The organism is Azospirillum palustre, from assembly GCF_002573965.1.
GTDB classification, from domain to species: Bacteria; Pseudomonadota; Alphaproteobacteria; order Azospirillales; family Azospirillaceae; genus Azospirillum; species Azospirillum palustre.
Genome location: NZ_PDKW01000043.1, coordinates 2709643 through 2734446, shown reverse-complemented (window position 1 = coordinate 2734446; position 24804 = coordinate 2709643). Strand labels below are relative to the sequence as shown.

The following is a 24804-nucleotide window of genomic DNA, read 5'->3' as shown; positions in this document are numbered from 1 at the left end:
CACCGGGTCAAACGGGCGGGCTGGACCGCGGGACCGGTCAGCCCGTGCGCTTGAACCGGGCGAAGGCGTCGCGGATTTGCCGGGCCAGTTCCGCCGCCGCCAGCGAGGGCGTGCGGACCGGCCGATGCAGCGTGACCGCGAAGGACGGCAGGTCGGGAAGACCGCTGTCCGCCGGCAGGATTTCCAGATCGGGCGGCACGGTGAAGGCCAGCCAGGCCGAGACCGCGAGATCCATCCGCACGGTGGCGAAGGTGGCGTCGAGGCCGCCATTCTCGAACATGCTGCGCCAGTCCCGCCCCTGCCGGCGCAGCGCCGCCATCACCGCCGGCCGGAAGGCGCAGGTTTCCACCACCAGCGACAATGGCAGCGGGGTCGCGGCATAAGCACTGCCGCCGCGCGCACCGACCCAGACCAGACGGTCGATCAGCAGATGCTCACCCTGCGCCGCCTCCACCGGCTCCTCGACCAGCGCAAGGTCGAGATCGCCATCGCCGATGCGGCCCGCCAGTTCGGGAGACGATCCGCAGATCAGCGTCAGTTCGACCTTCGGGAAGGCAGCGGTGAAACTCCGCAGCATCGGGGCGATGCAGGGAGCGACAAGGTCGTAGGGAACGCCGATCCGCACCGGCCCGTCGATGGCGCCGCCGGTGATGTCGGCCCAAATCTCGTCGTTCAGCGCCAGCAACCGCCGGGATTTCCCCAGCAAACGCTCCCCCAACGCGGTCGGGCGCAATCCGCTGCGGTCACGGATGAACAGGGGACCGCCGGCCAGCGCTTCCAGCCGGGCAATCTGCTGGCTGACGGCTCCCTGCGTCAGGTTCAGGTTCTGGGCCGCCGCCGTCATGCTGGCGTGGTCGGCGACCAGGGCGAAGCTGCGCAGCAGGGTCGTGTCGAGATTTCTGGGCATGGCAGCATTATGGATACTAATGACACTCATCTCCACTATTAGTTATCCAAGAGATCGACTGAGCGCTATTCCGGTTCCATCCGCACCCCGACCGGAGAAGCCGTTCCGATGATCCCTGCCCTCAACATCGACGCCGCACTCGACGCCCTGACCGATCACTGGTCGCCCAAGGTGATCGCACGGGTGAACGACCAGTATGTGAAGGTTGCCAAGCTGACGGGCGAATTCGTCTGGCACCGCCACGATGATGAGGACGAACTCTTCCAGGTCATCCGCGGCCGGCTGCGCATCCAGTTCGAGGATGGCGGCGAGACGCTGCTGTCACCGGGCGAACTGTGCGTGATCCCACGTGGAGTGATGCACAATCCGGTCGCCGACGAGGAATGCTGTATTCTGCTGATCGAAACGGTGACGACGAAGCACACCGGCGATGTCGAGACGCCGAGAACGCGCTCCATCACCCAACAGCTGGCCTAGGAAAGCGGGCCCGGCTGCGGCGTGCCGTGCCTTGACCGGCGGACTTCGGGGGGCGATAACTGCCGCCTCCCAGAGTTTTCGAGCGAGACCACCCGTGAACCGCATTTTCTCCGGCATGCAGCCGACCCGGCAGCTTCACCTCGGCAACTATCTGGGGGCGCTGCGCAACTGGGTGGATCTGCAGAACAGCTACGAGTGCATCTTCTGCGTCGTCGACCTGCACGCGCTGACCATCGACCAGGACCCGGAGGTTCTGCGCAACAACATCCGCGAGGTCACAGCGGCCTACATCGCCGCCGGCATCGACCCGGACAAGAACATCCTGTTCAACCAGTCGGTGGTTTCCGGCCATGCCGAACTGGGCTGGATCCTGTCCTGCCACACGCCGCTGGGCTGGCTGAACCGCATGACGCAGTTCAAGGAAAAGGCCGGCAAGCAGAAGGACATGGCCAACCTCGGCCTCTATGCCTACCCGACGCTGATGGCCGCCGACATCCTGCTGTACAAGGCCACCCATGTGCCGGTGGGCGAGGACCAGAAGCAGCATCTGGAACTGGCGCGCGACATCGCCGGCGCCTTCAACCGCCGCTATGAGACCGAATACTTCCCGCTGCCCGAGCCGCAGATCCTGGGCGAGGCGACGCGGGTGATGAGCCTGCGCGACGGCAAGAAGAAAATGTCGAAGTCGGACGAGTCCGAATATTCGCGCATCAACATGACCGACGATGCCGACACCATCGCCCAGAAGATCCGCAAGGCGAAGACCGATCCGGAGCCGCTGCCGGAAACCGTGACCGAACTGGAGGCCCGTCCGGAGGCCGACAACCTCGTCACCATCTATGGTGCGCTGGCCGGCCAGTCGCGCGAGCAGGTTCTGGCGCAGTTCGCCGGTTCCCAGTTCTCCGACTTCAAGAAGTCGCTGGTCGACCTGTCGGTGGACAAGCTGGCGCCGATCACCACCCGCATGAAGGAACTGCTGGCCGACAAGGCGGAGATCGACCGGCTGCTGAAGAAGGGCGGCGAGCGCGCCGCCGCCATCGCGGAAAAGAACCTGAACGACGTGAAGGACATCATCGGCCTGCTGCGGCCTTAAGGACGGCTTGCCCGTGACGGCCCCCATTCTGATCACCGGCTTCGCGCCGTTCGGGACACTCCCGGACGGCGAAGCGGTTCACTCCCCCACCGATCATCCCTGGATGGCCGATCCGACCGCCCTGCTGATGGAGCGGCTGGCGGGAGAGCCGGGGGTCGTCACCGCCACCCTTCCCCCTCTGTATGACGCCTGCGGCGAGGCCTTCGCGGACCTGCTGGCGGAACACCGGCCGCTGGCGGCGCTCGGCTTCGCCTACCTCGAGTCGAGCGACTACATCCGTCTGGAACGGCTGGCCTGGAACCGCGACGAAAGCCCGCTGCCGGACGCGGCCGGCACGGTGCGTGACCATGCCGATATCGTGCCCGACGGGCCGACCGCCTATGGCAGCACCCTGCCGGTGCCGCGGGTGATGCGGGAATTGTCGATGGCCGGGCTGCCGGTGACCTTCGGCGATTTCTCGGGCGGCTTCCTCGGCAACCATCTGTTCTACCGGGCGCGCCATATCATCGAAAGCGCCGGGCTGGACGTGCCCTACGGCTTCTTCCACCTGCCGCCGCTGCCGGAACGGGCGGCGACATTGCGCCGCTTCGGCGGTCTGGGTCTGGAGCGGCAGGAGCTGGCGGTACGCACGCTGGTGGGCATGCTGCGCCGGGCGCTGGACGGGATCGCTTAGGTAAGGATCAGGCCGTCCTGGCGGGGCGGCGCTGGTCGGGCGGATTCACGATGGCGCGCAACGCGTCCAGGAACTCACGGCCCTTGTCGGTCAGGGTGACGATCTTGCGGCGGCGTTCGCGCGGATCTTCCTGCGCCTGCACCAGATCGAGGCCGGCCTTGCCGAAGCTGTGCCAGCGGCTGAGCGCCGCGACGTTGCGCGACGCGGAGGATTGGGCGATGCCCAGGCGTTCCGCCAGTTCGCCGATGGAGATGCCTTCGCTCTGCGCGATGGTCATGAAACTCAGCGCATACTGGATGGGCAGATCGGGGTCGAGCTTGCGGAACGCCTCAAGCACCTGGACGACGGTAAGGACCTCGTCATGACGAACGCGGGCCGGCATTCAGCAGGTCTCCGCGGCGCCGCGCGCTATGCAGCGCGGGAGGGTGGTCCCCAGCGGGCCGGTGTGTAGATGATGTTCAGGCGTCCAAGCCATAGGATGACTTCCCCGTTTTCACGCCTCAGGTCGAAGGACCCGGCCGGCGATGCCCAGCGGGCGTGTTCAACGAAGAGACGGTGACCGCAAAAACCCAGAAAGACACACATGGGATCCTCTCGATATCCGGAATTCACGTTCGAAGGCTGCGGTAAGAAGTCGGGCCGGCTGGGCTTGATTGGCGGCCATATGGGCGGCCCAATTGGCGGCGGTGATGGCCGGGTCGCCCGATCGGCGGGTCCAGGCAGTGGCTACGATGGCTTTCATCGAAACTCTCCAGGGGTTGAGTGAAGGCCGGCGTGAGAAGCCGGCGGATCCGGTATCGCCGGTCAGCGATACGGTTGCAAGGTCAAAAATGTCCGCGCGTCCGATAGGTTCCGATCGCGGATGTGAAAAGGCGGAAGACGGCCGGCGAGTGGAGGCTCTTCGCCATCCCCGACGTCTCCGTCCGTCAATCCGATGTCGCGCCGCAAATGGTCGCACAATCGGCCCGGTCCCGAGGATAGCCCGGAATCGAGCCAACGGCTCCGCAACGCCGTCCACAAGGTCGGCATGATCTGCTCCTGTAACCGAAAGGCCCGACGACCGGGCCTCTGTGACGAAATAATTCCGCGTGCGGATGTGTTCCGTCAACCGGTTCCTCCCGAGATGACCGTTCGTTTGCAAATGGCGTGACCTTCGCCGCACGCATGTTGCAAATCGGCACCGCTTTTCCGCCGTTTCGCCAGCCGCCGGGATGAGGCCGGGCATCTCTGGACAAGCGGAGGTCGGTCGGTCAAACACAAAGCCGGCGGCAAAAGCCGTCTGCGGTACTCCTCTCATCGGTCTCCCATCCATCAGTTCCGGGTCGTCCGTCCGTGTCCATCCTCCCCTCTTCCGCATGGCCGAGAGCGGTGCGTTCCACCCGCAAGCTGCTGGCGGTTGCAGCCGTGGCGGCGGGCACGCTGTGGAGCCTGCCGGCGGCGGCAGAGGCGCGCTTCACCCCCGGCCCCTGCTGGTTCACCGTGCCGGACGGCGAAGCGGCCCTGTGCGGAACGGTCGCGGTGCCAGAGCGGCGGGACCGTCCCAACAGCCGAATCCTGCGCCTGCCGGTCGCCGTCCTGCTCAGCACCGCCCGCCAGCCGGCCCCCGATCCGGTGCTGTTCCTGGAGGGCGGCCCCGGCGCCTCCCCCTTCGGCAGCGGCGAGGCGACGGAGGAACGGATGGAGGTGTGGTGGGAGCTGTCGGCTCCGTTCCGCCGCACCCGCAACCTGATCCTGTTCGATCCGCGCGGCGTCGGCCGGGCGGAACCCGACACCGATTGCCCGGAACTGGACGCCGTCGGCACCACCCGTGGCACCCGGCCGCTGACGCGCGAGCAGCGGGCGGCGGCGGAACGCTCGGCGGTCAGCGCCTGTTCGGCGCGGTTGCAGGCGGCCGGGCTGGACGCCACCCAATTCTCCACCCCCGTCGCGGCGGAGGATGCGCTGGACATCGTCACCGCGCTGGGGGCCCAGCGCGTGAACCTGTTTGCGGTGTCCTACGGCACGCGGGTCGGGCTGGAGATCCTGCGGCGGCAGGGCGCCCGTGTCCGCACCGCCGTCTTCGACAGCGTCTATCCGCCCGACGTCAATGCACAAGAAGAGATGGCCTGGCTGGCGCAACGCGCCTATCGCCGGCTGTTCGACGACTGCGCCGCCAACCGCGCCTGCCGCTCCGCCTTTCCCGATCTGGAAAAGCGCTTCCTCGGCCTGATCGACCGGCTTGACCGCAACCCGGTCGAGATCGTGGTCGGCGACCATGAGACACGTCGTGTCCTGCGGCTGACCGGCGGGGCGGCCATCGCCGCCGGGCTGGAGGCGATGGCGGTCAGCGAGGCGGTGCCGGCCCTGCCGATCATGCTCGACCGCGCCATCCGCGGCCAGTACGCCACGCTGGCCGAATGGGCGCCGACCAACTGGCTGGGCGACCCGGAGGTCGCCGACGGGCTGGCCTTCTCGGTCGAATGCCGTGAGTCGGTAACCATCGCCGATCCGTTGAAGCGCGCCGACAACGCCCGCCGCTATGCCCCCTACGGGCTGGTCGCCGCCGACGATCCCGGCCAGCGCGTCTGCCGCCTGTGGCCGGCCGGCCATCAGGAGTTGACCGAGCGCCTGCCGGTCGCCAGTCCGGTGCCGGTGCTGCTGCTGTCCGGGGCCTACGACCCCGTCACACCGCCGGACTGGGGCGACCGCGCCGCCGCCACCTTGCCGAAGAGCCGCCATCTGGTTTTCCGCGCCGCCAGCCACATCGTCACCTCCAGCGAGGACTGCGCCATGGCCGCCGCCGTGACCTTCGTCGAGCAGGAGTCGGTTCCGGCGACCGCCTGTCCGGGCGCGGCCAAGCCGCCGGTGTTCGAAGGGCCATAACCCGCAGGAGAAGAGGTTCCCGATGCCCTTTCTATCCCATGAACGCGCCGTGCTGCTGGCGGTCAAAGGCGTCGGCCCGACTGTGATCGGCCGGCTCGAACAGGTCGGCATCCATGATCTGGCGGCGCTGGCCGGTGCGGACGCCGCGGCCCTGTGCACGGCAATCGCCGGAGAGCTTGGCGCGAGCTGCTGGAAGAACAGCCCTCAGGCACGCGGCGCCATCGCGGCGGCGATCCGTGCCGCGCAGCAGCATGGGGCGGCAACCGCCGCAGACTGATGCCGGCGGTCGTCCTGCGCGCCCCGCTCACCGCCCCGGCGCGATCCGCCGGTAGCTCAGCGCCTCCGCGATGTGACGACGCCTAACCCCCTCGACCCCGTCCAGGTCGGCCAGCGTCCGCCCGACCCGCATCACCCGGTGGTAGCCGCGGGCGGAGAGCTTCAGCCGCTCCGCCGCCTCGGTCAGCAGGGCGCGGCCGGGAGCGTCGGGGGAGGCCACCTTCTCCAGCAGTTCGCCATCCGCCTCGGCATTCGTCCGCACCGCCCGGCCGGCCGGGTAAGGACCGAAACCGCCGTAGCGCTCCGCCTGGATGGCGCGGGCGACGGCGACACGGGCGGCGATGGCGGCGCTGCCCTCCGCCGGGGGCGGCAGGCTGAGGTCGGCAGGGCTGACCGCCGGGACATCGATGTGAAGGTCGATGCGGTCGAACAGCGGTCCACTGATCTTCGACTGATAGTCGGCGGCACATTTCGGCGCGCGGGCACAGGCGAGCGAGGCGTCGTCGAGATGGCCGCAGCGGCAGGGGTTCATCGCCGCCACCAGCTGTACGCGCGCCGGGTAGGTCACATGGTGGTTGGCACGGCTGACCACCGCCTTGCCGGTCTCCAGCGGTTGACGCAACGCCTCCAGCAGCGCGCGGGGGAACTCGGGCAACTCATCAAGGAACAGAACACCCTGGTGCGCCAGGGAGATCTCGCCCGGCTTCGCCCGCGTGCCGCCGCCGACCAGCGCCGGCAGGCTGGCCGACTGGTGGGGGGCGCGGTAGGGGCGCTGGCGCAGCAGACGACCGTCCTCCAGCAAACCGCCGACGCTGTGGATCATCGACACCTCCAGCGCCTCCGCCGGATCGAGCGGCGGCAGCAGGCCGGGCAGCCGGGCGGCCAGCATCGACTTGCCGGAACCGGGCGGGCCGATCATCAGCAGGTTGTGCGAGCCGGCGGCGGCGACCTCCAGCGCGCGCTTGGCCGTTTCGTTGCCCTTCACGTCGCGCAGGTCGGGCGGCGGCGCGTCCTGCTCCTGCATCCGCGGCTTGGGCGGGGTCAGCACCTGGGTGCCCTTGAAATGGTTGATGAGCGCCAGCAGATTGGCCGGCGCCAGCACGTCGAGGTCGGGACCGGCCCAGGCCGCCTCCCCGCCGCAAGCCGCCGGACAGATCAGGCCGCGGTCGTTGGCCAGCGCGTCGATGGCAGCCGGCAGCACACCCGCCACCGGGGTCAGGGCGCCGTCCAGCGCCAGCTCGCCCAGCGCCACGTAGCGGGCGATCTCCGCATCCGGCAGCACCCCCATCACAGTCAGCAGGCCGAGCGCGATGGGCAGGTCGAAATGGCTTCCCTCCTTCAGCACGTCGGCGGGGGCGAGGTTGACGGTGATGCGCTTGGCCGGCAGCGCCAGTCCCAGCGCGTGCAGCGCGGCGCGCACCCGCTCCCGGCTTTCGCCCACCGCCTTGTCGGGAAGGCCGACGACGGTGAAGGCGACGATTCCACCGGACATCTGGACCTGGACGTCGATCCCCAGCACCTCGATGCCCTGGAACGCCACCGTGTTGACGCGCGCAACCACCACCGCACCCCGAAACAGACGCCCGTCAGGGCATGATACACGCGATTGTAGTCACCATGAGACTGATACGCCAGCACGGGATGAACAAAGCCCAACTGCCGGCCCCGTCATGCCCGCCCGGCGCAGGGAGCGGTTGTCCCGGCCCGCCGGCCGCCTAACATGAGGGCAAACGCATTCCCGGCCGCATTGCCGGCACGCATCGTCGAAAAGGATCAGCCACCGTGCAGCTTCACCTGAGCACCTGGGCCGAGGTCGAAACCTATCTGAAGACCTCCAAGGGCATCATCATGCCGATCGGCTCGACCGAGCAGCACGGGCCGAACGGGCTGGTCGGCACCGACGCCATCTGTGCCGAGGTCGTCGCGAAGGGCGTCGGCGACGCCACCGGCGCGCTGGTCGGCCCGACCATTCCGGTCGGCATGGCCGTCCACCACATGGAATTCCCCGGTTCGATGACGCTGAAGCCGTCCACCCTGATCGCGCTGCTGCGCGACTATGTCGGCTCGCTGGCCGAACACGGGTTCGAGCGCTTCTTCTTCGTCAACGGCCATGGCGGCAACATCGCCACGCTGCGTGCCGCCTTCTACGAGATCTATGCGGAGAACCGGGCGCTGCGCGGCCGCGACGCGCCGGACCTGCGCTGCACCCTGGTGAACTGGTGGGAGAATGGCGAGGTCGGCCGGCTGTCGCGCGAGCTGTACCAGGGCAAGGAAGGCTCGCACGCCACCCCCAGCGAGGTGTCGCTGACCCAGTACGCCTATCCCGACTCGATCAAGAGCGCGGCGATGGACCCGGAACAGGCGCCGGCCGGCGGCTTCCACGATGCCCGCGACTTCCGCCGCCGCTATCCCGATGGCCGCATCGGCTCCGCCCCCGGCCTCGCCCGTCCCGAACATGGCCAGCGCCTGTACGAGGCGGCGGTCGGCGCCATCGCCACCCAGTACCGCGCCTTCCTGGCGGAACAGTAAGGGCGGCCACATGCCTGTATGCCGCCCGCATCCCAATGGGGGCATGCCGGTGGGGCATCTTCGCCCCGCACGTTGATTCGGCGGTCGGACCTGCCTAAATTCGGACCGGTTGACGGAACCCGCGTTCCGCAACCGACCGGCCCGAACAGAGCACGACCGCCCCAGTCCATGATCAACGAGCTGAACCAGCGATCGCGCGAGATTTTCCGGCTGATCGTCGACGCCTATGTGGCGTCGGGGGAGCCGGTCGGCTCGCGCACGATCTCGCGGCGGCTTGGCATGGCCTTGTCGCCCGCGACCATCCGCAACGTGATGGCCGACCTGGAGGAGCAGGGGCTGCTCTATGCCCCGCACACCTCCGCCGGCCGCATCCCGACCGATGCCGGCCTTCGCATGTTCGTCGACGGCCTGCTGGAGATCGGGTCGCTGACCGAGGACGAGCGCGCCTCGATCGAAGCGAAATGCTCCGCCTCCGGCCGCGCCTTCGCCGACGTGATGGGCGAGGCGTCGACCATGCTGTCCGGCCTGTCGCACTGCGCCGGGCTGGTGGTGGCGCCCAAGACCGACCGGCCGCTGAAGCACATCGAGTTCGTGTCGCTCGGCCCCGGCCGCGCCCTCGTCGTCCTGGTGAACGAGGACGGGCTGGTCGAGAACCGGGTGATCGAGGTGCCGATGGGGGTTCCCACCTCCACCCTGCAGACGGTGTCGAACTTCCTCAGCGCCAAGCTCGCCGGCCGCACGCTGGACGAGGCCCGGCAGGAGGTCCTGCAGGAGATCGAGCAGCAGAAGACCCAGCTGGACGAGCTGTCGCGCAAGGTGGTCGCCGCCGGTCTGGCCACCTGGGCCGGCAGCGGCGGGTCGAACGCCGGACAGCTGATCGTCCGCGGCCAGTCCCGCCTGCTGGAGGACGTCACCGCGCTGTCGGATCTGGAGCGCGTGCGCGGCCTGTTCGAGGCGCTGGAGACCAAGGAGACGATGCTGCGCATGCTGGACGCCACCGGTCGCGGCGATGGCGTGCAGATCTTCATCGGCGCCGAGAATGTGCTGTTCAGCCATTCCGGCTGCTCGATGATCATCTCCCCCTTCCAGAACAGCCGGGAACAGGTGATCGGCGCCATCGGCGTCATCGGCCCGACCCGCATCAATTACGCCCGTATCATTCCGCTGGTCGATTACACCGCCAAGGTGGTCAGCCGGCTGATCGGCTGAGCACCGCCCTCACCAACTCCGCCTTTTGACGAAGCAAGAATTGAGAAAACCATGAGCGAAGAGCAGAACAAGCCCGCCGACGCCACGGTGGAGCCGACCGAGGCCACCGCCGACACCGCCGCCAACCAGACGGATGCCGGTTCGCCCGAGGACCGCGTCGCCAAGCTGGAAGCCGAGGTCGCCAGCCTGAAGGACCAGCTTCTGCGCGCCATGGCGGAGACGGAGAACACCCGCCGCCGTGCCCAGCGCGACCGCGAGGACGCCAGCAAGTTCGCCGTGTCGAGCTTCGCCAAGGAGCTGGTGTCGGTCGCCGACAATCTGCGCCGCGCGCTCGACGCCGTGCCGGCCGAGGGCCGCGAGCAGGACGATGTGCTGAAGGGCCTCGCCGTCGGCGTCGAGGCGACCGAGCGCCAGCTGTTCGCCGCCTTCGACCGCGCCGGCATCAAGAAGCTGGACCCGGCGGGCGAGCCGTTCGACCCGAACTTCCATCAGGTGATGTTCGAGATCGAGAACACCGGCAAGGCCGCCGGCACCGTCGTGCAGGTTCTCCAGCCCGGCTACACCATCCACGGCCGCCTGCTGCGCGAGGCGATGGTCGGCGTCGCCAAGGGCGGTGACGCCGGCGGCCAACACGTCGATACGAAGGCGTAACCATACGACTTCTGCAAAGCCCCCGGTTCAGCGGCGCCGCCGACTGGCCGGGGGCTTCCTTGTTGTGCGGAATAGGGTACGCCAGCGGTTGACGGTCGACGGGAAATTGCCTAGGCCTTTCCCATAACTCTTTCGGCCGAGCAACCGGAGCCGCGTTCCATGCCCAAATGCGTCCTGACCGTCGACGATTCCAAGACCATCCGCGACATGGTCGGGTTCACGCTGAAAGGCGCCGGCTATGAGGTGGCGGAGGCGTCGGACGGCACTGCCGGCCTTGCCCTGGTCAACCAGCGCAAGTTCGACTGCATCATCACCGACCTGAACATGCCGGGCCTGGACGGGCTGGCGCTGACCCGCGCCATCCGCGCCTCGGCCACCAACCGCGCCACCCCGGTCCTGCTGCTGACCACCGAGGCCGATCCGGCCAAGAAGTCCGCCGGCCGCGAAGCCGGCGCCACCGGCTGGCTGGTGAAGCCGTTCAACCCGGAAAAGCTGGTGGAGACGGTGCGGAAGGTCTGCCCGTAAGGACCGGTCTTCCCCATCAACGGGCAATCAGGAACTCCCCTTCCGGATCGTGCGCGGCGAAGCGCTGTTGAGCCTTGCCGCGGTCGGCGACGGCATAGCAGTAGACGCAGCCGTGCGGGCAGCTGTCATAGTCGCCGATGTCGCGGCTTTCGGCGCACAGGCAGCCGGGCCGGTTGCCCTTCTCCCGCGCAGGCACGGCATGGCCCGCGACATCGGACAGCCGCAGCGCATCGACACAGCGCGCCGGCGCCGTGCCGGGCGTACCGGCCAGGTCCGGCTGGGTGCAGAGCGTCAGCGCCATCCCCTCCCCCGCCGCGATGCCGGCCAGATCCGCCAGCAGCGCGCGCTTCTCCTCCGGCTCCGGATCGCGCCAGCCGATGCCGGCGGCGGCGAGGTTGCGGGCGGTCTTGCGGTAAGGCTGGAGGAAGGACACCACCACCTCGTCGGTCACCCCGCGCAGCGGGCGGGCGATGGCGGCGAAGGTCTCGCGGTGCCAAGCGGGCGGCGTGGCGTCGGTCAGGGCGATGGGGTCGTAGCGCCAGACCGCGGCACGCGGGCCCCAGCTCTCGCGCACCCGCAGCATATGGCCGACCGCGGTCTTCCAGGCGGGGACCGAGCGCTCCAGCGCGGTGGGCAGGCCGGTGATGCTGTATTGCACGACGAAGGGAAAGCCCCGCTCCGCCACGCTGTCGAGCGCCGGCAGGAACGGTCCCAGATTCTTGGTCCAGAAGATGAGACCGTCGACCGCCGGCCGGGTCAGATCGATGCGGTAGGTCTGGCCGCCATAGGGGTTGACCATCCGGCAGTAACCGGCGTCGAGGCGGTTCAGGAACCAGCGCCCGTAGAAGGCGGGAATGTCGGTCTTGTAGCTGGCGGAGATGATCATGCAGCCAGCATGGGAATGCCGGCCCGCCGCATCAAGGGCGGACCGGCATAACCATAAAGGGCGGGCCTTACTGGACCGCGCGGACTTCGACCACTTCGGGGATGTAGTGGCGCAGCATGTTCTCGATGCCGTGCTTCAGCGTGGCGGTGGAGCTGGGGCAGCCGGAGCAGGCCCCCTTCATCGCCAGATAGACGACGCCGCGCTCGAAGCCCTGGAAGGTGATGTCGCCGCCGTCCTGGGCGACCGACGGGCGGACGCGGGTGTCCAGCAGCTCCTTGATCTGCTCGACGATCTCCTCGTCGTCGGCGTTCGCCGCCGCGGCATGGCCGTCGCCGCCGTCTTCCAGCAGGACCGGGCGGTCGGCGGTGAAATGCTCCATGATGACGCCGAGGATCGACGGCTTCAGCAGGAACCAGTCGCGGGCGTCGGTCTTGGTGATGGTGATGAAGTCGGCACCCAGGAAGACGCCGACGACGCCCTCGATCTCGAACAGGCGCTGGGCGAGCGGCGAACGGGCGGCATCCTCGCGGCCGGTGAAGTCGGCGGTGCCGCGTCCGAGCACGTCACGCCCCGGCAGGAACTTGAGAGTCGCCGGGTTGGGCGTCTGCTCGGTCTGAATGAACATGGTCTGGTCCTCCATCGGCGGCGGAATGGAACCGCCGGCGCGCCCAGGATTGGGCTGCGGCACGATTGGGGGAAATTTGGGCCGAAACGCCGGGCGGATCAAGGACCCCGGTTGTGTGGGTATTCGGCATCCGGCATGCGCGGACCGTCCCCGCAGCACCTATCCTTACCTACGTGCCCCCGTTTACGTGATCGCGTCCAGTTCCTCGTTGCTGAGCCCGCCGGGGACGATGGTCAGCGGGATGTGCAGCCGCCCCAGCCCGCGGCCGGTGTAGTAGGAGATCAGCGGGCCGGGCCCCTCCGGGTCGGTGCCGGCGGCCAGCACCAGGATGGAGATGCTCGGCTCCTCGCCGATCAGGGCCAGCACCTCCTCGGTGCGGTTGCCTTCGCGGACATAGAGCGCCGGCAGGGTGCCGGTCAGCTGGTTGACCTCGCGCGCCAGCTTCTGGAGCATCTGCTCCGCCTCGGCGCGCTGTTCCTCGCGGATCAGGTTCTCCACCGCCAGCCAGTGCTGCATCTCGCCCTTTTCCAGGACGGTCAGCAGCGCCACCTTGCCGCCCGACTTGCGCGCGCGCAGGCAGGCATAACGGAGCGCCACCTTCAGCTCCGGGCTGTCGTCCACCACCACCAGGAAGATGCGCACCGGCTTCGGGGCTTGCTGTTCCGGCGTGGCGGACTGCGTCGTGTCGGTCATCTCTGTCACCCTCTCGGCTTAGACCCGGCGGAATGCGGCGCCGGCCGCCCAGCCGGCCGCGATGGCGCCGAGGACGGCGGCCACCCCGTAGATGACCGGGCGGTTGCGCGCGAAGTCCGACACTTCGGCGCTGAACCCGATCTTGGACACCACCAGCGGCGTGGTCTGGGCGCTGACCACCTCGCCGTCGCGTATCAGCAGGGCTTCGACATTGTACAGCCCGGTCGGGACATTGGCCGGGAAATAGATGTTGGTGCGGAACAGCCGCTCGCCCAGGAAGGCGACCTGCCCCATCGAGATGGCGTAGAGCCCCTGGCGCTGCTTGTTGCGGATCAGCGCGCTGCGGTAGGCGGCAAGCTCCTCCGGCGGCAGGGTGGAGTCGGCCGGCAGCTGGAGCTGCGGCAGGCCCAGCTGGTGGCGCTCCAGAACCGGCCGGCCGACCAGCTGGTCGAGCGGCCGGCTGACCGCCACCGTGTAGAAGCTGGGTACCTGGTCGAAGCGCAGGCTGTCGGTGTTCATCCACATGCCGGCCACCCGCTGCTTGCGGCGGACGGTGGCGGGGGAGCGCGGGCCGGTGACGACGATGGCGACGTCGCCCGCCCCGTCGGTGGTGCCGAACAGCACGACCTCCGTGCCGGTGAAGCCGGTGGTGATGGCGATCAGGTGGCTCGACAGGTCGGCGACCAGCTGCTGCGCCCACACCGTCGCCGCCACCGTGCCGCCCAGCAGCAGCCCGGCCAGCGCCGCGGCGGCCTGGACCAGCCGGCGCTTGATGGGCCTGCGTTTTATGGACCTGCGTTCGGTCATGCCCGCCGCCATCAGCGCAGCCCCATGGTCAGGGTGTAGAGGTCGTCGGGACGGGAGAACAGGTCCCAGGCCAGCTTCAGCGCCACCGCCACCACAATCATCGACAGCGCCATCCGGGCGGTCTCGCCGCGCAGCCGGGTGCCGGCCCTGGTGCCGAACTGCGCGCCGATCACGCCGCCGATCAGCAGCAGGAGCGCCAGCATGGCGTCCACCGTCTGGTTGGTGGCAGCCTGGAGCAGGGTGGCCGCCGCGGTGGTGAAGATGATCTGGAACAGCGAGGTGCCGGCGACCAGACCGGCCGGCATGTTCAGCAGATAGATCATCGCCGGCACCAGCAGGAAGCCGCCGCCGATACCCATGATCGCCACCAGCATGCCGCCGACCGCCCCGATCCCCGCCGGCAGCAGGGCGGAGATGTAGAGCTTGGAGCGCTGGAAGCGCATCTTGAAGGGCAGGCCGTGCAGCCAGATGTGGCGGTGCAGCTTGCCGCGCCTGGCCGTCGGCGCCCGGCGGCGCAGGATGGCGCGGCTGCTTTCCACCAGCATCATGCCGCCGATGGTGCCGAGGAAGAAGACGTAGGACAGGGTGATGGCGATGTCGATCTGGCCCAGCCGCTGGAGGATGCCGAAGACCCACACCCCCACCGCGGTGCCGACCACGCCGCCGCCCAGCATCACCACGCCCAGCTTCACGTCTACATTGCCGCGCCGCCAGTGGGCGAGCACGCCCGACACGCTGGCGGCGACCAGCTGGTTGGCCTGGGTGCCGACGGCGATTGCCGGGGGAACGCCGATGAAGATCAGCAGCGGCGTCATCAGGAAGCCGCCGCCGACGCCGAACATGCCCGACAGGAAGCCGACCAGCCAGCCCATGCCGAGCACCAGCAGCGCGTTGACCGACATCTCGGCAATCGGCAGGTAGACTTGCATGGGGGGCAATCTGTCAGGATGGGCGGCGGGATCGGCAGCTTACCCGAGCCGGTGCCGCGGCGGAAGACCGCAGCGCCGGCCTTTCGGGGGGATCGCTTCCGGTGACGGGGCCGGCGGGAGGGGTGGAACGGCGTGGAACGGTTTCCGGCCGATGTTCCATCCGCCGCCTACCGGTGGCGCGGCACAGCGGTTGGGCAAGGCGACAGCTTATACGCCCTCTCCCCCCTGGGGAGAGGGTTGGGTGAGGGGGGCAGCGCGGACGGAACGACCGCGCCAGGGGATTGCCAAGGGGCAGCATGCCCCTTGGCGGCGCGCGGATCGCGCGCCGGCCCCCTCACCCTCCCCACGCCTTCGGCGCGGGTCCCCTCCCTCTCCCCGGGGGAGAGAGGGCAATCGGCAGCGCCCTCGCGCAAATCGCCAGGGATATCGTCGTCAAATTCGGGGACAGGCTGACGAACCGGTTGCGTGGTTTGCCGCTTGGAGGCTGGAGCATTGAGCCCGTCGAGGATGCCGAGCCGGTCGGCCAGCCAGCGCACGGTCGACGGATCGCCGGAGGAGACCAGCCGTTCGATCTGCTCGACCACCAGGCTGCGCAGCGACGAGAGGCGCAGGTCGGCCTCGCGGCGCAATGCCTGCCGCTCCCACCACACCCTGTGACGGAAATCCTTGGAGCCGTAATAGGCGCGCCACAACGTCGTCCGGCTGCATCCCATGGCACGGGCGACATAAAGGAAGCTGCTGCCGCGCGCCAGCATGCCGGCGGCCATGATCCACTGCTCCTCATGGAACTGCGAACCGGGGACCAGCGAGCCGTCCGACGGCACCGGCGGCTCCTCCGCCCACACCGGGAACTGGTCGTTTGCAAGGGTACGGCTGTCGAGGGGCATGGCGCGGCTCCGCGAATGGGTGGGCATTGCGGAGAGGTTATAGGAATTATTTCTCCAGACGGTGGGCTTTCGCAAAAAGCGTCAGTGCACCGCCGCGTGGAAGAAGACCTGATAGCCGCCCTTCTGCGGGAAGACATGGTCCGCCTCGCGCCGGGCGGATGCCATGTCCAGCGCATGCACCACGATCCGGTTGCCGTAGCGCCAGGCCGGGTTCACCGGCTTGCCGGCGGCGCGGGCGGCGGCGGCGACAACGGTGTCGAACTTCGCCTCCGCCTTGAAGCCGCGCCGGTTGCCGCCGGGGGTGCCGAGGACATGCAGGAAGACCGGCGGTTCCTTGTCCAGCGTGTCGATCTGGCGCTGGAGATGGCTGATCCGCAGTTCGGCGGCGGTCAGACGGCCCCTCGCCTCTTCCAGCCGGCAGGCGATGTCGGCCAGCGCCTCCGTCTCGGCGCGCTGGCGTTCCTTCAGCGGCCGCACCGACTGGCGCAGCCGGTCGAGCCCGGCCACCCGTTCCCAGCTGCGCCGGATGCCGACCCAGCACAGATGGCACAGCATCGCCAGCGCCGCCACCAGCGGCACCGCCGAGTCGAGGATCGTCCGCACCACCTCCATCACCACCCCATCCCAATCGAACCCTGCCCAATCGAACTCTGCCGCAAATGCCGGCGCCTGCCCTGGCACGCCGGTTGCTCCAGCCCCGGCGGCCATGCACGCAGCAAGGAGCGTGCCGAAGGAGCGGAGGAGGATGGGCATGCAGACGCCGCTGCTGCTGGTGCTGGAAATGGTCATCATGATGGCCTGCCTCAGCTGGGGCACCGTGTCGATCCTGCGGATCGGCTACCGGATCGCGTCGGTGCAGCGCCGCCGGTCGCAGCTGCATCATGGACGGACGGAGCTGGCCCAGACCACCGACTCCCTGCGGCGCGACCTGCACCGGCAGGAAACCGAACTGCGCCAGCTGGAGGACGCGATATCCGTGCGCAACGCCCAGGCGGCGGAATTGCAGAGCCAATTGAACGATCTGCGCCGCCAGGGGCCGCGGGAATACACGCTGATGAATGAGCGTTTCGGCGAAAAGGACCGGCTGTGGCTGCTGACCGTCCCGCGGCCCGACCGGCCGGAGCGCTGGGCGGTGGCCGCCCCCGACAGCGGGACGGCGCTGGCGCTGCTGTGCGCCCGGGTCACCGTGCCGGAGCGGCCGGTGGTGGACGACCAGCTGAACTGAGCCGGCTGAACCGAAGAAAACCCGACCGGAATGAGAACCGGCCGCAGTTGCAAAATGCAGTGCGGCCGGCAACGTTGTCGCGATCTGACAGGCAAATCGCAGGTTACAGAATGCCCTTGGCGGCGACCAGCTCGCGCAGGTTCACCTCCGGCCGGGCGCCGACATGGCCGATGATCTCCGCCGCGGCGACGGCGCCCAGACGGCCGCAGACCGCCGGGGACAGGCCGCGGGTGTGGCCGAACAGGAAGCCGGCGGCATAAAGGTCGCCGGCGCCGGTGGTGTCGACCACCCGCTCCACCGGCTCGGCCGTCACCTCGACCACCTCGCCGGCCGACACGATGACCGCGCCCTTCTCGCTGCGGGTCAGCGCTGCGGTCTTGCCCAGCCGCTTCACCGCCGCCAGCGCGTCCTCGAAGCTGTCGGTGCCGTAGAGGGCGCCGATCTCATGCTCGTTGGCGAACAGGATGTCGACGTGGCGTTCCACCAGATCGACGAACTCGGCATGGTGGCGGTGGACGCAGAAGCTGTCGGACAGCGACAGCGACACCTTGCGGCCGGCGGCGTGCGCGATCTCCGCCGCCTTGCGGAAGGCTTCCTTGGCGCGGGGCGGATCCCAGAGGTAGCCTTCCAGATAGGTCACCTGCGAGGCGGCGATCAGCGTCTCGTCGATGTCCTCCGGCCCCAGCTCGACGCAGGCGCCGAGATAGGTGTTCATCGAGCGCTGGGCGTCCGGCGTGACCAGGATCAGGCAGCGGGCGGTCGGTGCTCCGCCCAGCAGCGGCGCGCTGTCGAAGGCGACGCCGGCCGCGCGGATGTCGTGGCGGAACACGTCGCCCAACTGGTCCTTGGCGACCTTGCCGATATAGGCGCCGCGCCCGCCCAGCATGGCGATGCCCGCCATGGTGTTGCCGGCCGAGCCGCCGGAGACCTCCACGCCCGGCCCCATGCGGCCATACAGCTCCTCGGCGCGGGCGGCGTCGATCAGCGTCATCGCCCCCTTCTCGATGGTGTTGGCGGCGAGGAAGGCGTCGTCGGCGTGGGCGATCACGTCCACGATGGCGTTGCCGATGCCGGTGACGTCGTAGGCCGCATCAGGCACGGACGTGGTCATGGGCTCTCCTGGGGAATCTTGCGGTCGGGGCGAAGTTGCGGCGCGAGTATAGCCGCCGCCGCCCGCATCACAAGTGCGGCCCGGGCACGCACTCCCGATGCTCCGCGGCCAAGCCGCCATCCCCATCACTTGCATGATGAAAGTGACCGTGCGACAGTCGCCGCCATGCGACGCACCCGCCTGAGCGACGTTCCCTGCCCCATCGCCCGGAGCCTTGACGAGGTCGGGGAATGGTGGTCCCTGCTGATCCTGCGCGACGCGATGCTCGGCCTGACCCGCTTCGACGAGTTCCAGCGCAGCATCGGGCTCGCCACCAACATGCTGACCCGCCGCCTCCAGGCCCTGGTGGAAGCCGGGCTGCTGGAGAAACGGCCCTACCGGGACCGCCCGCTGCGCCACGGCTATCACCTGACCGGCAAGGGGCGGGATTTCCTGCCGGTGCTGATCGCCATGGCCGACTGGGGCAGCCGCTGGCTGCCGCCCGGCGGGGCGTTCCGGATCGTCGACAGGGACACCGGACGGCCGGTCGAGCCGGTGCTGATCGACAGGACGACAGGCGAAACGCTCCGGCCGGAGCGGCTGCGCCCGGAATTCACCATCCCCGCAAAGACGACATGGGCAAAGGACGAAACCGAATGAGACGAGTCGTGGTCACCGGATTGGGCGCGGTCACTCCGCTTGGGGCCGGGGTAAATCCTAGCTGGCGCGCCATGCTGGACGGCCGCAGCGGCATCCGCGCGATACGTGGGGTCGATACCGGCGGGATCGATGTCTCCGACCTGCCCTGCCGCATCGCCGGACATGTGCCGGACAGCGGGGAGGCCGCCTTCGACGCCGATGCGGTGGTGCCGCCCAAGGACCAGCGCAAGATGGACCGCTTCATCCTGCTGGCGCTCGCCGCCGCGGAAGAGGCGGTGGCCGATGCCGGCTGGCGCCCGGCGGATGCGGAGGCGCAGGAGCGCACCGGCGTGATGATCGGCTCCGGCATCGGCGGCCTGCCGGCCCTGGCCGACGCGGCGCTGACCCTGCATGCGAAGGGGCCGCGCCGCATCTCGCCCTTCTTCGTGCCGTCGACCCTCATCAACCTCGCGTCGGGCCATGTCTCGATCCGCTACGGCTTCCGCGGACCGAACCATGCCGCGGTGACCGCCTGCGCGACCGGGGCCCATGCCATCGGCGACGCCGCCCGGCTGATCGCCATGGACGATGCCGACGTCATGCTGGCCGGCGGCAGCGAGGCGACGATCTGCCGTCTCGCCATCGCCGGCTTCTGCGCCGCCCGCGCCATGTCCAGCGGCTTCAACGACGACCCGGCCCGCGCCTCGCGCCCCTGGGACCGCGAGCGCGACGGCTTCGTCATGGGCGAAGGCGCCGGCGTGCTGGTGCTGGAAGAGCTGGAGCACGCCAAGCGGCGCGGGGCGACGATCTATGCCGAGGTCACCGGCTATGGCCTGTCGGGCGACGCCTACCACATCACCTCCCCGGCGGAGGACGGCAACGGCGCCTTCCGCGCCATGCGCGCCGCGCTGAAGCGGGCCGGGCTGGCCCCGGACGCCATCGACTACGTCAACGCCCACGCCACCTCGACCCCGGCCGGCGACCCGGTGGAGATCGCGGCGGTCAAGCGCCTGTTCGGCCCGGCGGCGGCGGAGCTCTCGATGTCCTCGACCAAATCGGCGACCGGCCATCTGCTGGGCGCGGCGGGTGCGGTGGAGGCGATCTTCGCCATCCTGGCCCTGCGCGATCAGGTCGCCCCGCCCACCCTGAACCTGGAGGCGCCGTCGGAGGGCTGCGACCTCGACCTCGTGCCGCTGCGGCCGAAGGAGCGGCGCATCCGCCATGTCCTGTCGAACAGCTTCGGCTTCGGCGGGACCAACGCCGCGCTGGTGTTCAGCCCCGCACCGTAACGGGAGAGCGGCAGGGCGGCACGGGGGGGGACTGGAACCCGGCGGCCGGCCACCGTAGATATGCGGGCGGCGGCGGCAGCCATGCCCCGCCGCCCCGTTTCGCCGCCTTACGGACCGCCGATGATCCGCGCCCTCGTGCTTGCCTTCGCCCAGCTGTCCGACCCGCGCGTGCGCCGGGTGGTGTGGATCGGGGTGTTCGTCTCGCTGCTCGCCTATGCGCTGCTGGCGGTCGGCGCCTCGTGGGCGCTGTCGGCGACGCCGCTGACCGGCTATGGCTGGATCGACGCCACCATCGACGTCATGGGCGGGCTGGGGGTGCTGGTGCTGGCGTGGCTGCTGTTCCCGGCCACCGTCGGCACGGTGTCGAGCTTCTTCCTCGACGAGGTGGTGGAGCGGGTCGAGGCGCGGCACTACCCCGGCCTGCCCGCCCCGCGCCGGGCCGGCTGGCTGGAGGAGCTGGCGACGGCGCTGCGCTTCCTGGTGCTGGTGCTGGCGGTCAACTTGGCAGCGCTGCCGATCTACATCTTCGCGCCCGGCCTGAACCTGATCGTCTTCTACACCATCAACGGCTATCTGCTGGGCCGGGAGTATTTCGAGATGGTCGCATACCGGCGGATGGACCGCGCCGCCGCGCGGGCGATGCGCCGTGCCAGACCGCTGAAACCTTTTTTGGCCGGGGTCGTCATTGCCTTTCTTTCGACAATCCCCTTCGCCAATTTGCTGGTCCCGGTCGTCGCGAGCGCCTTCATGGTTCATGTCCTACAGTCCATGTCGGCGCCCCTTGCGGCAGGCCGGACGACCGTGATACGCCGCTAGGCGGCACGGCCGCACACCGTCGCCTGCCCGGAAACCGGCCACCCGGACACCGAGTGCGGCGACCGCCACACGATTTCCAGGCCATCCCGCCACCCGAATGTCCAGACTGGGGGAACCGCTCATGCTGTTCGGACGAAAGACACCGCCCGCCGCTCCCAAGGCCGACAGCCCCGTCCCGCCGCAGCCGGGTGTCCGTCCGTACACCGCGGGCGAGCCCGGCGCCGTCTCGTCGCCGCTCGCCTCGCTGAACAATCCGGCACATGTCCCGGCGTCCGCTGTCGCGGCCGGGGCAGCCGCCCCCAGCATGGCTCACGCCCTGGCCGACACGCAGCACGCCGCCCCGGCCTATCCCGACATGCCTTCCGCCTCGAAGGGACCCGACATGAACAGCATTCCCAAGCCCCCGTCCGCGCCGTCCGTGCCGGGTGCCGGCTTCAAGACCGACGTGCCGCGCCGGGTCGTCGACATGCCCGGCTCCGCCCCGCGCCAGCCGTCGATCCCCATCGCCAACCCGGCCGCCGCTCCCGCCGCCCAGGCTCCGGCCGCGCCGGCCCCCGTCGCCCCGGCCATGCCCGAGCAGCGCCGCCTGACCGTCGGCCGCGACATCTCGCTGGCCGGCGAGATCGGCTCCTGCGACGTGCTGGTGGTCGAAGGCACGGTCGAGGCCAAGCTGCGCGAAGGCCGGCTGGTCGAGATCGCCGAGACCGGCCTGTTCAAGGGCTCGGTCGACATCGAGGAAGCCGACATCGCCGGCCGCTTCGAAGGCGACATCGCCGTCCGCGGCCGCCTGACCGTGCGCTCCACCGGCAAGATCACCGGGTCGATCCGCTTCGGCGAACTGGCGGTCGATGCCGGCGGCCAGCTGGTCGGCGACATCCAGATCTACAGCACCGGGTCCAAGCCCGCCGCCGCCGCGGTTCAGCCGGTGGCCCAGCCCGCGATCGAGCAGATCCCGGCGGCCGAGACGGTCTGACCGGCCCCTGCGACCGGCAGAAAACGCAAAACGCCCGGCTGGCTCCCGCCATGCCGGGCGTTTTGCGTTCTCGGTCAGGCCCAATTCACGCGATGATCTTGTCCTTGAAGCCGCAGAGGTCGGCGACCGGGCAGACCGGGCAATCGGGCTTGCGCGCCTTGCAGACGTAGCGGCCGTGCAGGATCAGCCAGTGGTGGGCATGGCGGCGGTACAGCTTCGGCACCGCCTTCAGCAGCTTCGCCTCCACCGCGTCCGGCGTCTTGCCGGGGGCGAGCCCGGTGCGGTTGCCGACCCGGAAGATGTGGGTATCGACCGCGATGGTCTCCTCGCCGAAGGCGACGTTCAGGACGACGTTGGCGGTCTTGCGGCCGACGCCGGGAAGCTGTTCCAGCGCGTCGCGGTCGCGCGGCACCTCGCCGCCATGGCGCTCGATCAGCAGCTCCGACAGGCGGATGACGTTCTTGGCCTTGGTGTTGAACAGGCCGATGGTCTTGATGTAGGCGCGCAGCCCCTCCTCGCCCAGCGCGACCATCTGCTGCGGCGTGGTGACGAGTTGGAACAGCGGTCCGGTCGCCCGGTTCACCCCGACGTCGGTGGCCTGGGCCGACAGCACCACGGCGACCAGCAGCGTGTAAGGATTGACGTATTCCAGCTCGCTCCGGGGTTCCGGATTGGCGGCGGACAGGCGGCGGAAGAATTCCTGGACGGCGGCGGGCTTCATGGCCGCCACCATAGCCGCAACGGCCCCGCCTGCGCCAGAGGCGGAGCGGGCCGTGCGGAGGGACTGCGGAACGGGTCGATGACAACAGCGAAACGATCCAGCGCAGAACGCAGACCAAACTGCGGCCTTGCGTCGCAATTTGCGACAAATATTCGAACAAGCGACGGTGATTCAACAGAATTGGACGCAGAATAGCGGCTTTCCGGTCCCGCTCACGGTGGCGTATGATTTGCTGACTGCCGGGACACCGCTTGAATGCCTGCAAAAAACCATGGATCACCCTGGTTGTGGCGTTCCGGTCGGATAAGGGTATCTTGATATGACCGCGTCTTTTCTTGTGGAACTGAAGGATTGGGGACTGCATGTCCGGTTGCAGGGCACCCTGTCGCTGGAGCAGCGCGACACCATCGCCCGGCAGGTGGAGATGCAGTGCGCCACCCTGGGCGCCCGCGGCACGTGCTGGAGCGGCCTTGTCGAGTTCGACCGCTTCGAGGCCGAGGGGTTCCGGCCGGAGATCGTCGTCGCCCTGATGAAGCTGGCCCGGGCTTGCGGACAGGTGCGCTGCGGCGTGGTGATGACCGACTGGCACTGGGCCTCGGTGATGGCGGAGGTGATGATCGCCGCCGGCATCGACGACCAGGCGCGGATCTTCGTCCTGGCCAAGGGTCCGACCGTCGAGGGCAGCATGGCCGGAGAGATCGAGGGCCGCCCGGCCGCCGACTATCCCGGCATGGACAGCGCCATGGCCTGGGTGCTGAACGGCGGCGTGGTGCCGATGGTGTCGCAAGCGGCATGACGGGGGCGGCATAACCCCGCTTTCCTCGCGGTTTTCCGGCGGGCGGCGCTGGGGTAGGATGGCCGCCATGCCAATCGACATCAGCGGCCCGCAACCCGGTGGCCGGCAGCCCGGCGACGGTCCCTCCCCCGCGGAAAGCGGCGGCGGCTCCGTGCGCGTGCTGTTCGACGCCATCCTCCACCCGCACCGCAGCCTGGGCCGCAGCGGCTTCCGGGTCCTGATGGCGGTGGTGGTGGCGATGAACCTGATCGTCGCCGGCATCTTCGTCGCCCATGGCGCCTGGCCGGTCGTGCCCTTCTGCGGGCTGGACGTGCTGGCGCTGTGGCTGGCCTTCCGCGTCAGCTACCGCTCCGCCCGCCAGTATGAGCGGGTGCGGCTGACCGAGACCGCGCTGACGGTGCAGCGGGTGCATTGGAAGGCGCCGGAGCGGCGCTGGTCCTTCCATCCCTACTGGCTGCGGATCACCCACACCGAGCCGGCCGACCATGAGCGCCGCGGCGCCGCCGGGCAGGTCACGCTGAGTTCGCACGGCCAGTCCGTGGGCGTCGGGTCCTTCCTGTCGCCGGACGAGCGGTCCAGCTTCGCCCGCGCGCTGGACGATGCGCTGCGCCTCTGGCGCCGTCCCCCCTGCCCGCCGGCGCCCGCCGGATAGGGCAAGCCTCAACGCTTGTCGGCCGGGTCGGGCAGGCCGCGTTCCTCCAGTTCCTCCTCGACCTCGCGCTCCACTTCGCGTTCGACCGCGCGCTCCACCTTCTCGTCGATGCGGTGGTCCAGGCACTCGGCGGTCTGGGCGAGCTTTTCGAAGCTGCGCTTCACCTTCGCCAGCTCGGCTTCCGGCATCTCCTCCACGTCGATCATGCCGTTGCGGGCGGAGTGGGTGGCGCGGATCAGCTCGTCCAGCTTCAGGTGGATGGCCTGGGTGTCGCGGTTCTGGGCGTTCTGGATGATGAACACCATCAGGAAGGTGACGATGGTGGTGCCGGTGTTGATCACCAGCTGCCACGTGTCGGAGAAGTGGAACAGTGGTCCGGTCAGCCCCCAGACCAGGACGACGGCGAAGGCGGTGACGAAGGCGCCCGGACGGCCGGACTGGCGCTCCATCCAGCGGGCAAACCGGGAAAAGGCATCGCTGACCATTTTGCGACTGGCTCCCGCTGATCGGACGTACAGGACGTACATAAGGAAAACGCCCGGCAAAGCCGGGCGTTCCCTGTGCGTAAGGTCCG

29 protein-coding genes are annotated in these 24804 nt (G+C 69.2%); 16 read left to right on the top strand and 13 right to left on the bottom strand.

Annotated features, from left to right (window positions below; translation table 11 throughout):
- Positions 1–37: 37 nt before the first annotated feature.
- A complete protein-coding gene (locus CRT60_RS35245; RefSeq protein ID WP_098740961.1) occupies positions 38–907 on the bottom strand; it encodes a LysR family transcriptional regulator in 870 nt (289 codons plus the stop codon).
- A 108-nt stretch (positions 908–1015) separates the two neighbouring features.
- On the opposite strand from CRT60_RS35245, the gene CRT60_RS35240 reads away from it, so the two are divergent.
- The 3 genes from CRT60_RS35240 (at position 1016) to CRT60_RS35230 (ending at position 3150) form a co-directional block, all read left to right on the top strand.
- Positions 1016–1384 (top strand): cupin domain-containing protein, encoded by a 369-nt coding sequence (locus tag CRT60_RS35240; RefSeq protein WP_098740960.1) that lies wholly within the window; start codon positions 1016–1018, stop codon positions 1382–1384.
- 94 nt (positions 1385–1478) lie between these two features.
- The gene (trpS, locus tag CRT60_RS35235; protein WP_098740959.1) at positions 1479–2477 is read left to right on the top strand and encodes a tryptophan--tRNA ligase; all 999 of its coding nucleotides are present in this window, start codon (positions 1479–1481) and stop codon (positions 2475–2477) included.
- 13 nt (positions 2478–2490) lie between these two features.
- Complete coding sequence (locus tag CRT60_RS35230) at positions 2491–3150, top strand: pyroglutamyl-peptidase I (RefSeq protein WP_098740958.1); 660 nt, start codon at positions 2491–2493, stop codon at positions 3148–3150.
- Between the two features lie 7 nt (positions 3151–3157).
- On the opposite strand, the gene CRT60_RS35225 is transcribed toward CRT60_RS35230, so the two are convergent.
- On the bottom strand, positions 3158–3532 hold the full coding sequence (locus CRT60_RS35225) for a MarR family winged helix-turn-helix transcriptional regulator (RefSeq protein ID WP_014249257.1): 375 nt from the start codon (positions 3530–3532) through the stop codon (positions 3158–3160).
- A 986-nt stretch (positions 3533–4518) separates the two neighbouring features.
- Between CRT60_RS35225 and CRT60_RS35220 the strand changes: the two genes are divergently transcribed.
- Positions 4519–6012, top strand: coding sequence for an alpha/beta fold hydrolase (locus CRT60_RS35220; protein WP_244592918.1), 1494 nt, complete (start codon positions 4519–4521; stop codon positions 6010–6012).
- A 22-nt stretch (positions 6013–6034) separates the two neighbouring features.
- Complete coding sequence (locus CRT60_RS35215; RefSeq protein ID WP_098740957.1) at positions 6035–6289, top strand: Pathogenicity locus; 255 nt, start codon at positions 6035–6037, stop codon at positions 6287–6289.
- Between the two features lie 27 nt (positions 6290–6316).
- Here the strand turns inward: CRT60_RS35215 and CRT60_RS35210 are convergent, their stop codons facing one another.
- Positions 6317–7849 (bottom strand): YifB family Mg chelatase-like AAA ATPase, encoded by a 1533-nt coding sequence (locus CRT60_RS35210; protein ID WP_098741200.1) that lies wholly within the window; start codon positions 7847–7849, stop codon positions 6317–6319.
- Between the two features lie 221 nt (positions 7850–8070).
- Between CRT60_RS35210 and CRT60_RS35205 the strand changes: the two genes are divergently transcribed.
- The 4 genes from CRT60_RS35205 (at position 8071) to CRT60_RS35190 (ending at position 11202) form a co-directional block, all read left to right on the top strand.
- Positions 8071–8817 (top strand): creatininase family protein, encoded by a 747-nt coding sequence (locus tag CRT60_RS35205; RefSeq protein ID WP_098740956.1) that lies wholly within the window; start codon positions 8071–8073, stop codon positions 8815–8817.
- 168 nt (positions 8818–8985) lie between these two features.
- Positions 8986–10026, top strand: coding sequence for a heat-inducible transcriptional repressor HrcA (gene hrcA / locus CRT60_RS35200; protein ID WP_098740955.1), 1041 nt, complete (start codon positions 8986–8988; stop codon positions 10024–10026).
- Between the two features lie 51 nt (positions 10027–10077).
- Positions 10078–10677 carry a nucleotide exchange factor GrpE gene (gene grpE, locus CRT60_RS35195; protein WP_098740954.1) on the top strand — a complete coding sequence of 200 codons (600 nt, stop codon included), beginning with the start codon at positions 10078–10080 and terminating at the stop codon, positions 10675–10677.
- A 159-nt stretch (positions 10678–10836) separates the two neighbouring features.
- Positions 10837–11202 carry a response regulator gene (locus CRT60_RS35190; RefSeq protein ID WP_098740953.1) on the top strand — a complete coding sequence of 122 codons (366 nt, stop codon included), beginning with the start codon at positions 10837–10839 and terminating at the stop codon, positions 11200–11202.
- A 16-nt stretch (positions 11203–11218) separates the two neighbouring features.
- On the opposite strand, the gene CRT60_RS35185 is transcribed toward CRT60_RS35190, so the two are convergent.
- From CRT60_RS35185 to CRT60_RS35155, 7 genes are all read right to left on the bottom strand, one after another.
- Positions 11219–12088 (bottom strand): DUF1848 domain-containing protein, encoded by an 870-nt coding sequence (locus CRT60_RS35185; protein WP_098740952.1) that lies wholly within the window; start codon positions 12086–12088, stop codon positions 11219–11221.
- Positions 12089–12155: 67 nt separating this feature from the next.
- Complete coding sequence (locus tag CRT60_RS35180) at positions 12156–12713, bottom strand: NifU family protein (RefSeq protein ID WP_098740951.1); 558 nt, start codon at positions 12711–12713, stop codon at positions 12156–12158.
- 183 nt (positions 12714–12896) lie between these two features.
- The gene (locus CRT60_RS35175) at positions 12897–13406 is read right to left on the bottom strand and encodes a universal stress protein (protein ID WP_098740950.1); all 510 of its coding nucleotides are present in this window, start codon (positions 13404–13406) and stop codon (positions 12897–12899) included.
- A gap of 18 nt (positions 13407–13424) precedes the next feature.
- A complete protein-coding gene (locus CRT60_RS35170; protein ID WP_098741199.1) occupies positions 13425–14213 on the bottom strand; it encodes a TIGR02186 family protein in 789 nt (262 codons plus the stop codon).
- Between the two features lie 11 nt (positions 14214–14224).
- Positions 14225–15142 carry a sulfite exporter TauE/SafE family protein gene (locus CRT60_RS35165; RefSeq protein WP_098740949.1) on the bottom strand — a complete coding sequence of 306 codons (918 nt, stop codon included), beginning with the start codon at positions 15140–15142 and terminating at the stop codon, positions 14225–14227.
- Between the two features lie 167 nt (positions 15143–15309).
- Positions 15310–16029 (bottom strand): hypothetical protein, encoded by a 720-nt coding sequence (locus tag CRT60_RS35160; RefSeq protein ID WP_244592917.1) that lies wholly within the window; start codon positions 16027–16029, stop codon positions 15310–15312.
- Between the two features lie 81 nt (positions 16030–16110).
- Positions 16111–16782: a hypothetical protein gene (locus CRT60_RS35155; protein ID WP_244592916.1), complete on the bottom strand. Its 672-nt coding sequence runs from the start codon at positions 16780–16782 to the stop codon at positions 16111–16113.
- Between CRT60_RS35155 and CRT60_RS35150 the strand changes: the two genes are divergently transcribed.
- Positions 16781–17254 (top strand): hypothetical protein, encoded by a 474-nt coding sequence (locus CRT60_RS35150; protein ID WP_244592915.1) that lies wholly within the window; start codon positions 16781–16783, stop codon positions 17252–17254. The two genes, CRT60_RS35155 and CRT60_RS35150, sit on opposite strands and share 2 nt — an antisense overlap.
- A 103-nt stretch (positions 17255–17357) precedes the next feature.
- On the opposite strand, the gene CRT60_RS35145 is transcribed toward CRT60_RS35150, so the two are convergent.
- Positions 17358–18365, bottom strand: coding sequence for an adenosine kinase (locus CRT60_RS35145; protein ID WP_161958154.1), 1008 nt, complete (start codon positions 18363–18365; stop codon positions 17358–17360).
- A gap of 165 nt (positions 18366–18530) precedes the next feature.
- Here CRT60_RS35145 and CRT60_RS35140 point away from each other — a divergent pair, with 165 nt between their 5' ends.
- From CRT60_RS35140 to CRT60_RS35125, 4 genes are all read left to right on the top strand, one after another.
- Positions 18531–19004, top strand: a complete 474-nt coding sequence (locus tag CRT60_RS35140; RefSeq protein WP_098740947.1) for a winged helix-turn-helix transcriptional regulator — start codon at positions 18531–18533, stop codon at positions 19002–19004.
- Positions 19001–20272 (top strand): beta-ketoacyl-ACP synthase II, encoded by a 1272-nt coding sequence (fabF, locus tag CRT60_RS35135; protein WP_098740946.1) that lies wholly within the window; start codon positions 19001–19003, stop codon positions 20270–20272. Before CRT60_RS35140 ends, fabF begins: the two co-directional genes overlap by 4 nt.
- Before the next feature lie 120 nt (positions 20273–20392).
- Complete coding sequence (locus CRT60_RS35130; protein WP_098740945.1) at positions 20393–21088, top strand: EI24 domain-containing protein; 696 nt, start codon at positions 20393–20395, stop codon at positions 21086–21088.
- Between the two features lie 121 nt (positions 21089–21209).
- Positions 21210–22061 (top strand): bactofilin family protein, encoded by an 852-nt coding sequence (locus CRT60_RS35125; RefSeq protein ID WP_098740944.1) that lies wholly within the window; start codon positions 21210–21212, stop codon positions 22059–22061.
- An 85-nt stretch (positions 22062–22146) separates the two neighbouring features.
- Here CRT60_RS35125 and nth read toward each other — a convergent pair whose 3' ends face one another.
- Complete coding sequence (gene nth / locus CRT60_RS35120; protein WP_098741196.1) at positions 22147–22782, bottom strand: endonuclease III; 636 nt, start codon at positions 22780–22782, stop codon at positions 22147–22149.
- A 319-nt stretch (positions 22783–23101) separates the two neighbouring features.
- On the opposite strand from nth, the gene CRT60_RS35115 reads away from it, so the two are divergent.
- Positions 23102–23578 (top strand): hypothetical protein, encoded by a 477-nt coding sequence (locus CRT60_RS35115; protein ID WP_098740943.1) that lies wholly within the window; start codon positions 23102–23104, stop codon positions 23576–23578.
- A gap of 67 nt (positions 23579–23645) precedes the next feature.
- Entirely contained in the window at positions 23646–24230 is a 585-nt protein-coding gene (locus CRT60_RS35110; protein WP_098740942.1) for a DUF2244 domain-containing protein, read from the top strand.
- Positions 24231–24238: 8 nt separating this feature from the next.
- Here the strand turns inward: CRT60_RS35110 and CRT60_RS35105 are convergent, their stop codons facing one another.
- The gene (locus CRT60_RS35105; protein WP_098740941.1) at positions 24239–24715 is read right to left on the bottom strand and encodes a low affinity iron permease family protein; all 477 of its coding nucleotides are present in this window, start codon (positions 24713–24715) and stop codon (positions 24239–24241) included.
- Between the last annotated feature and the right edge of the window lie 89 nt (positions 24716–24804).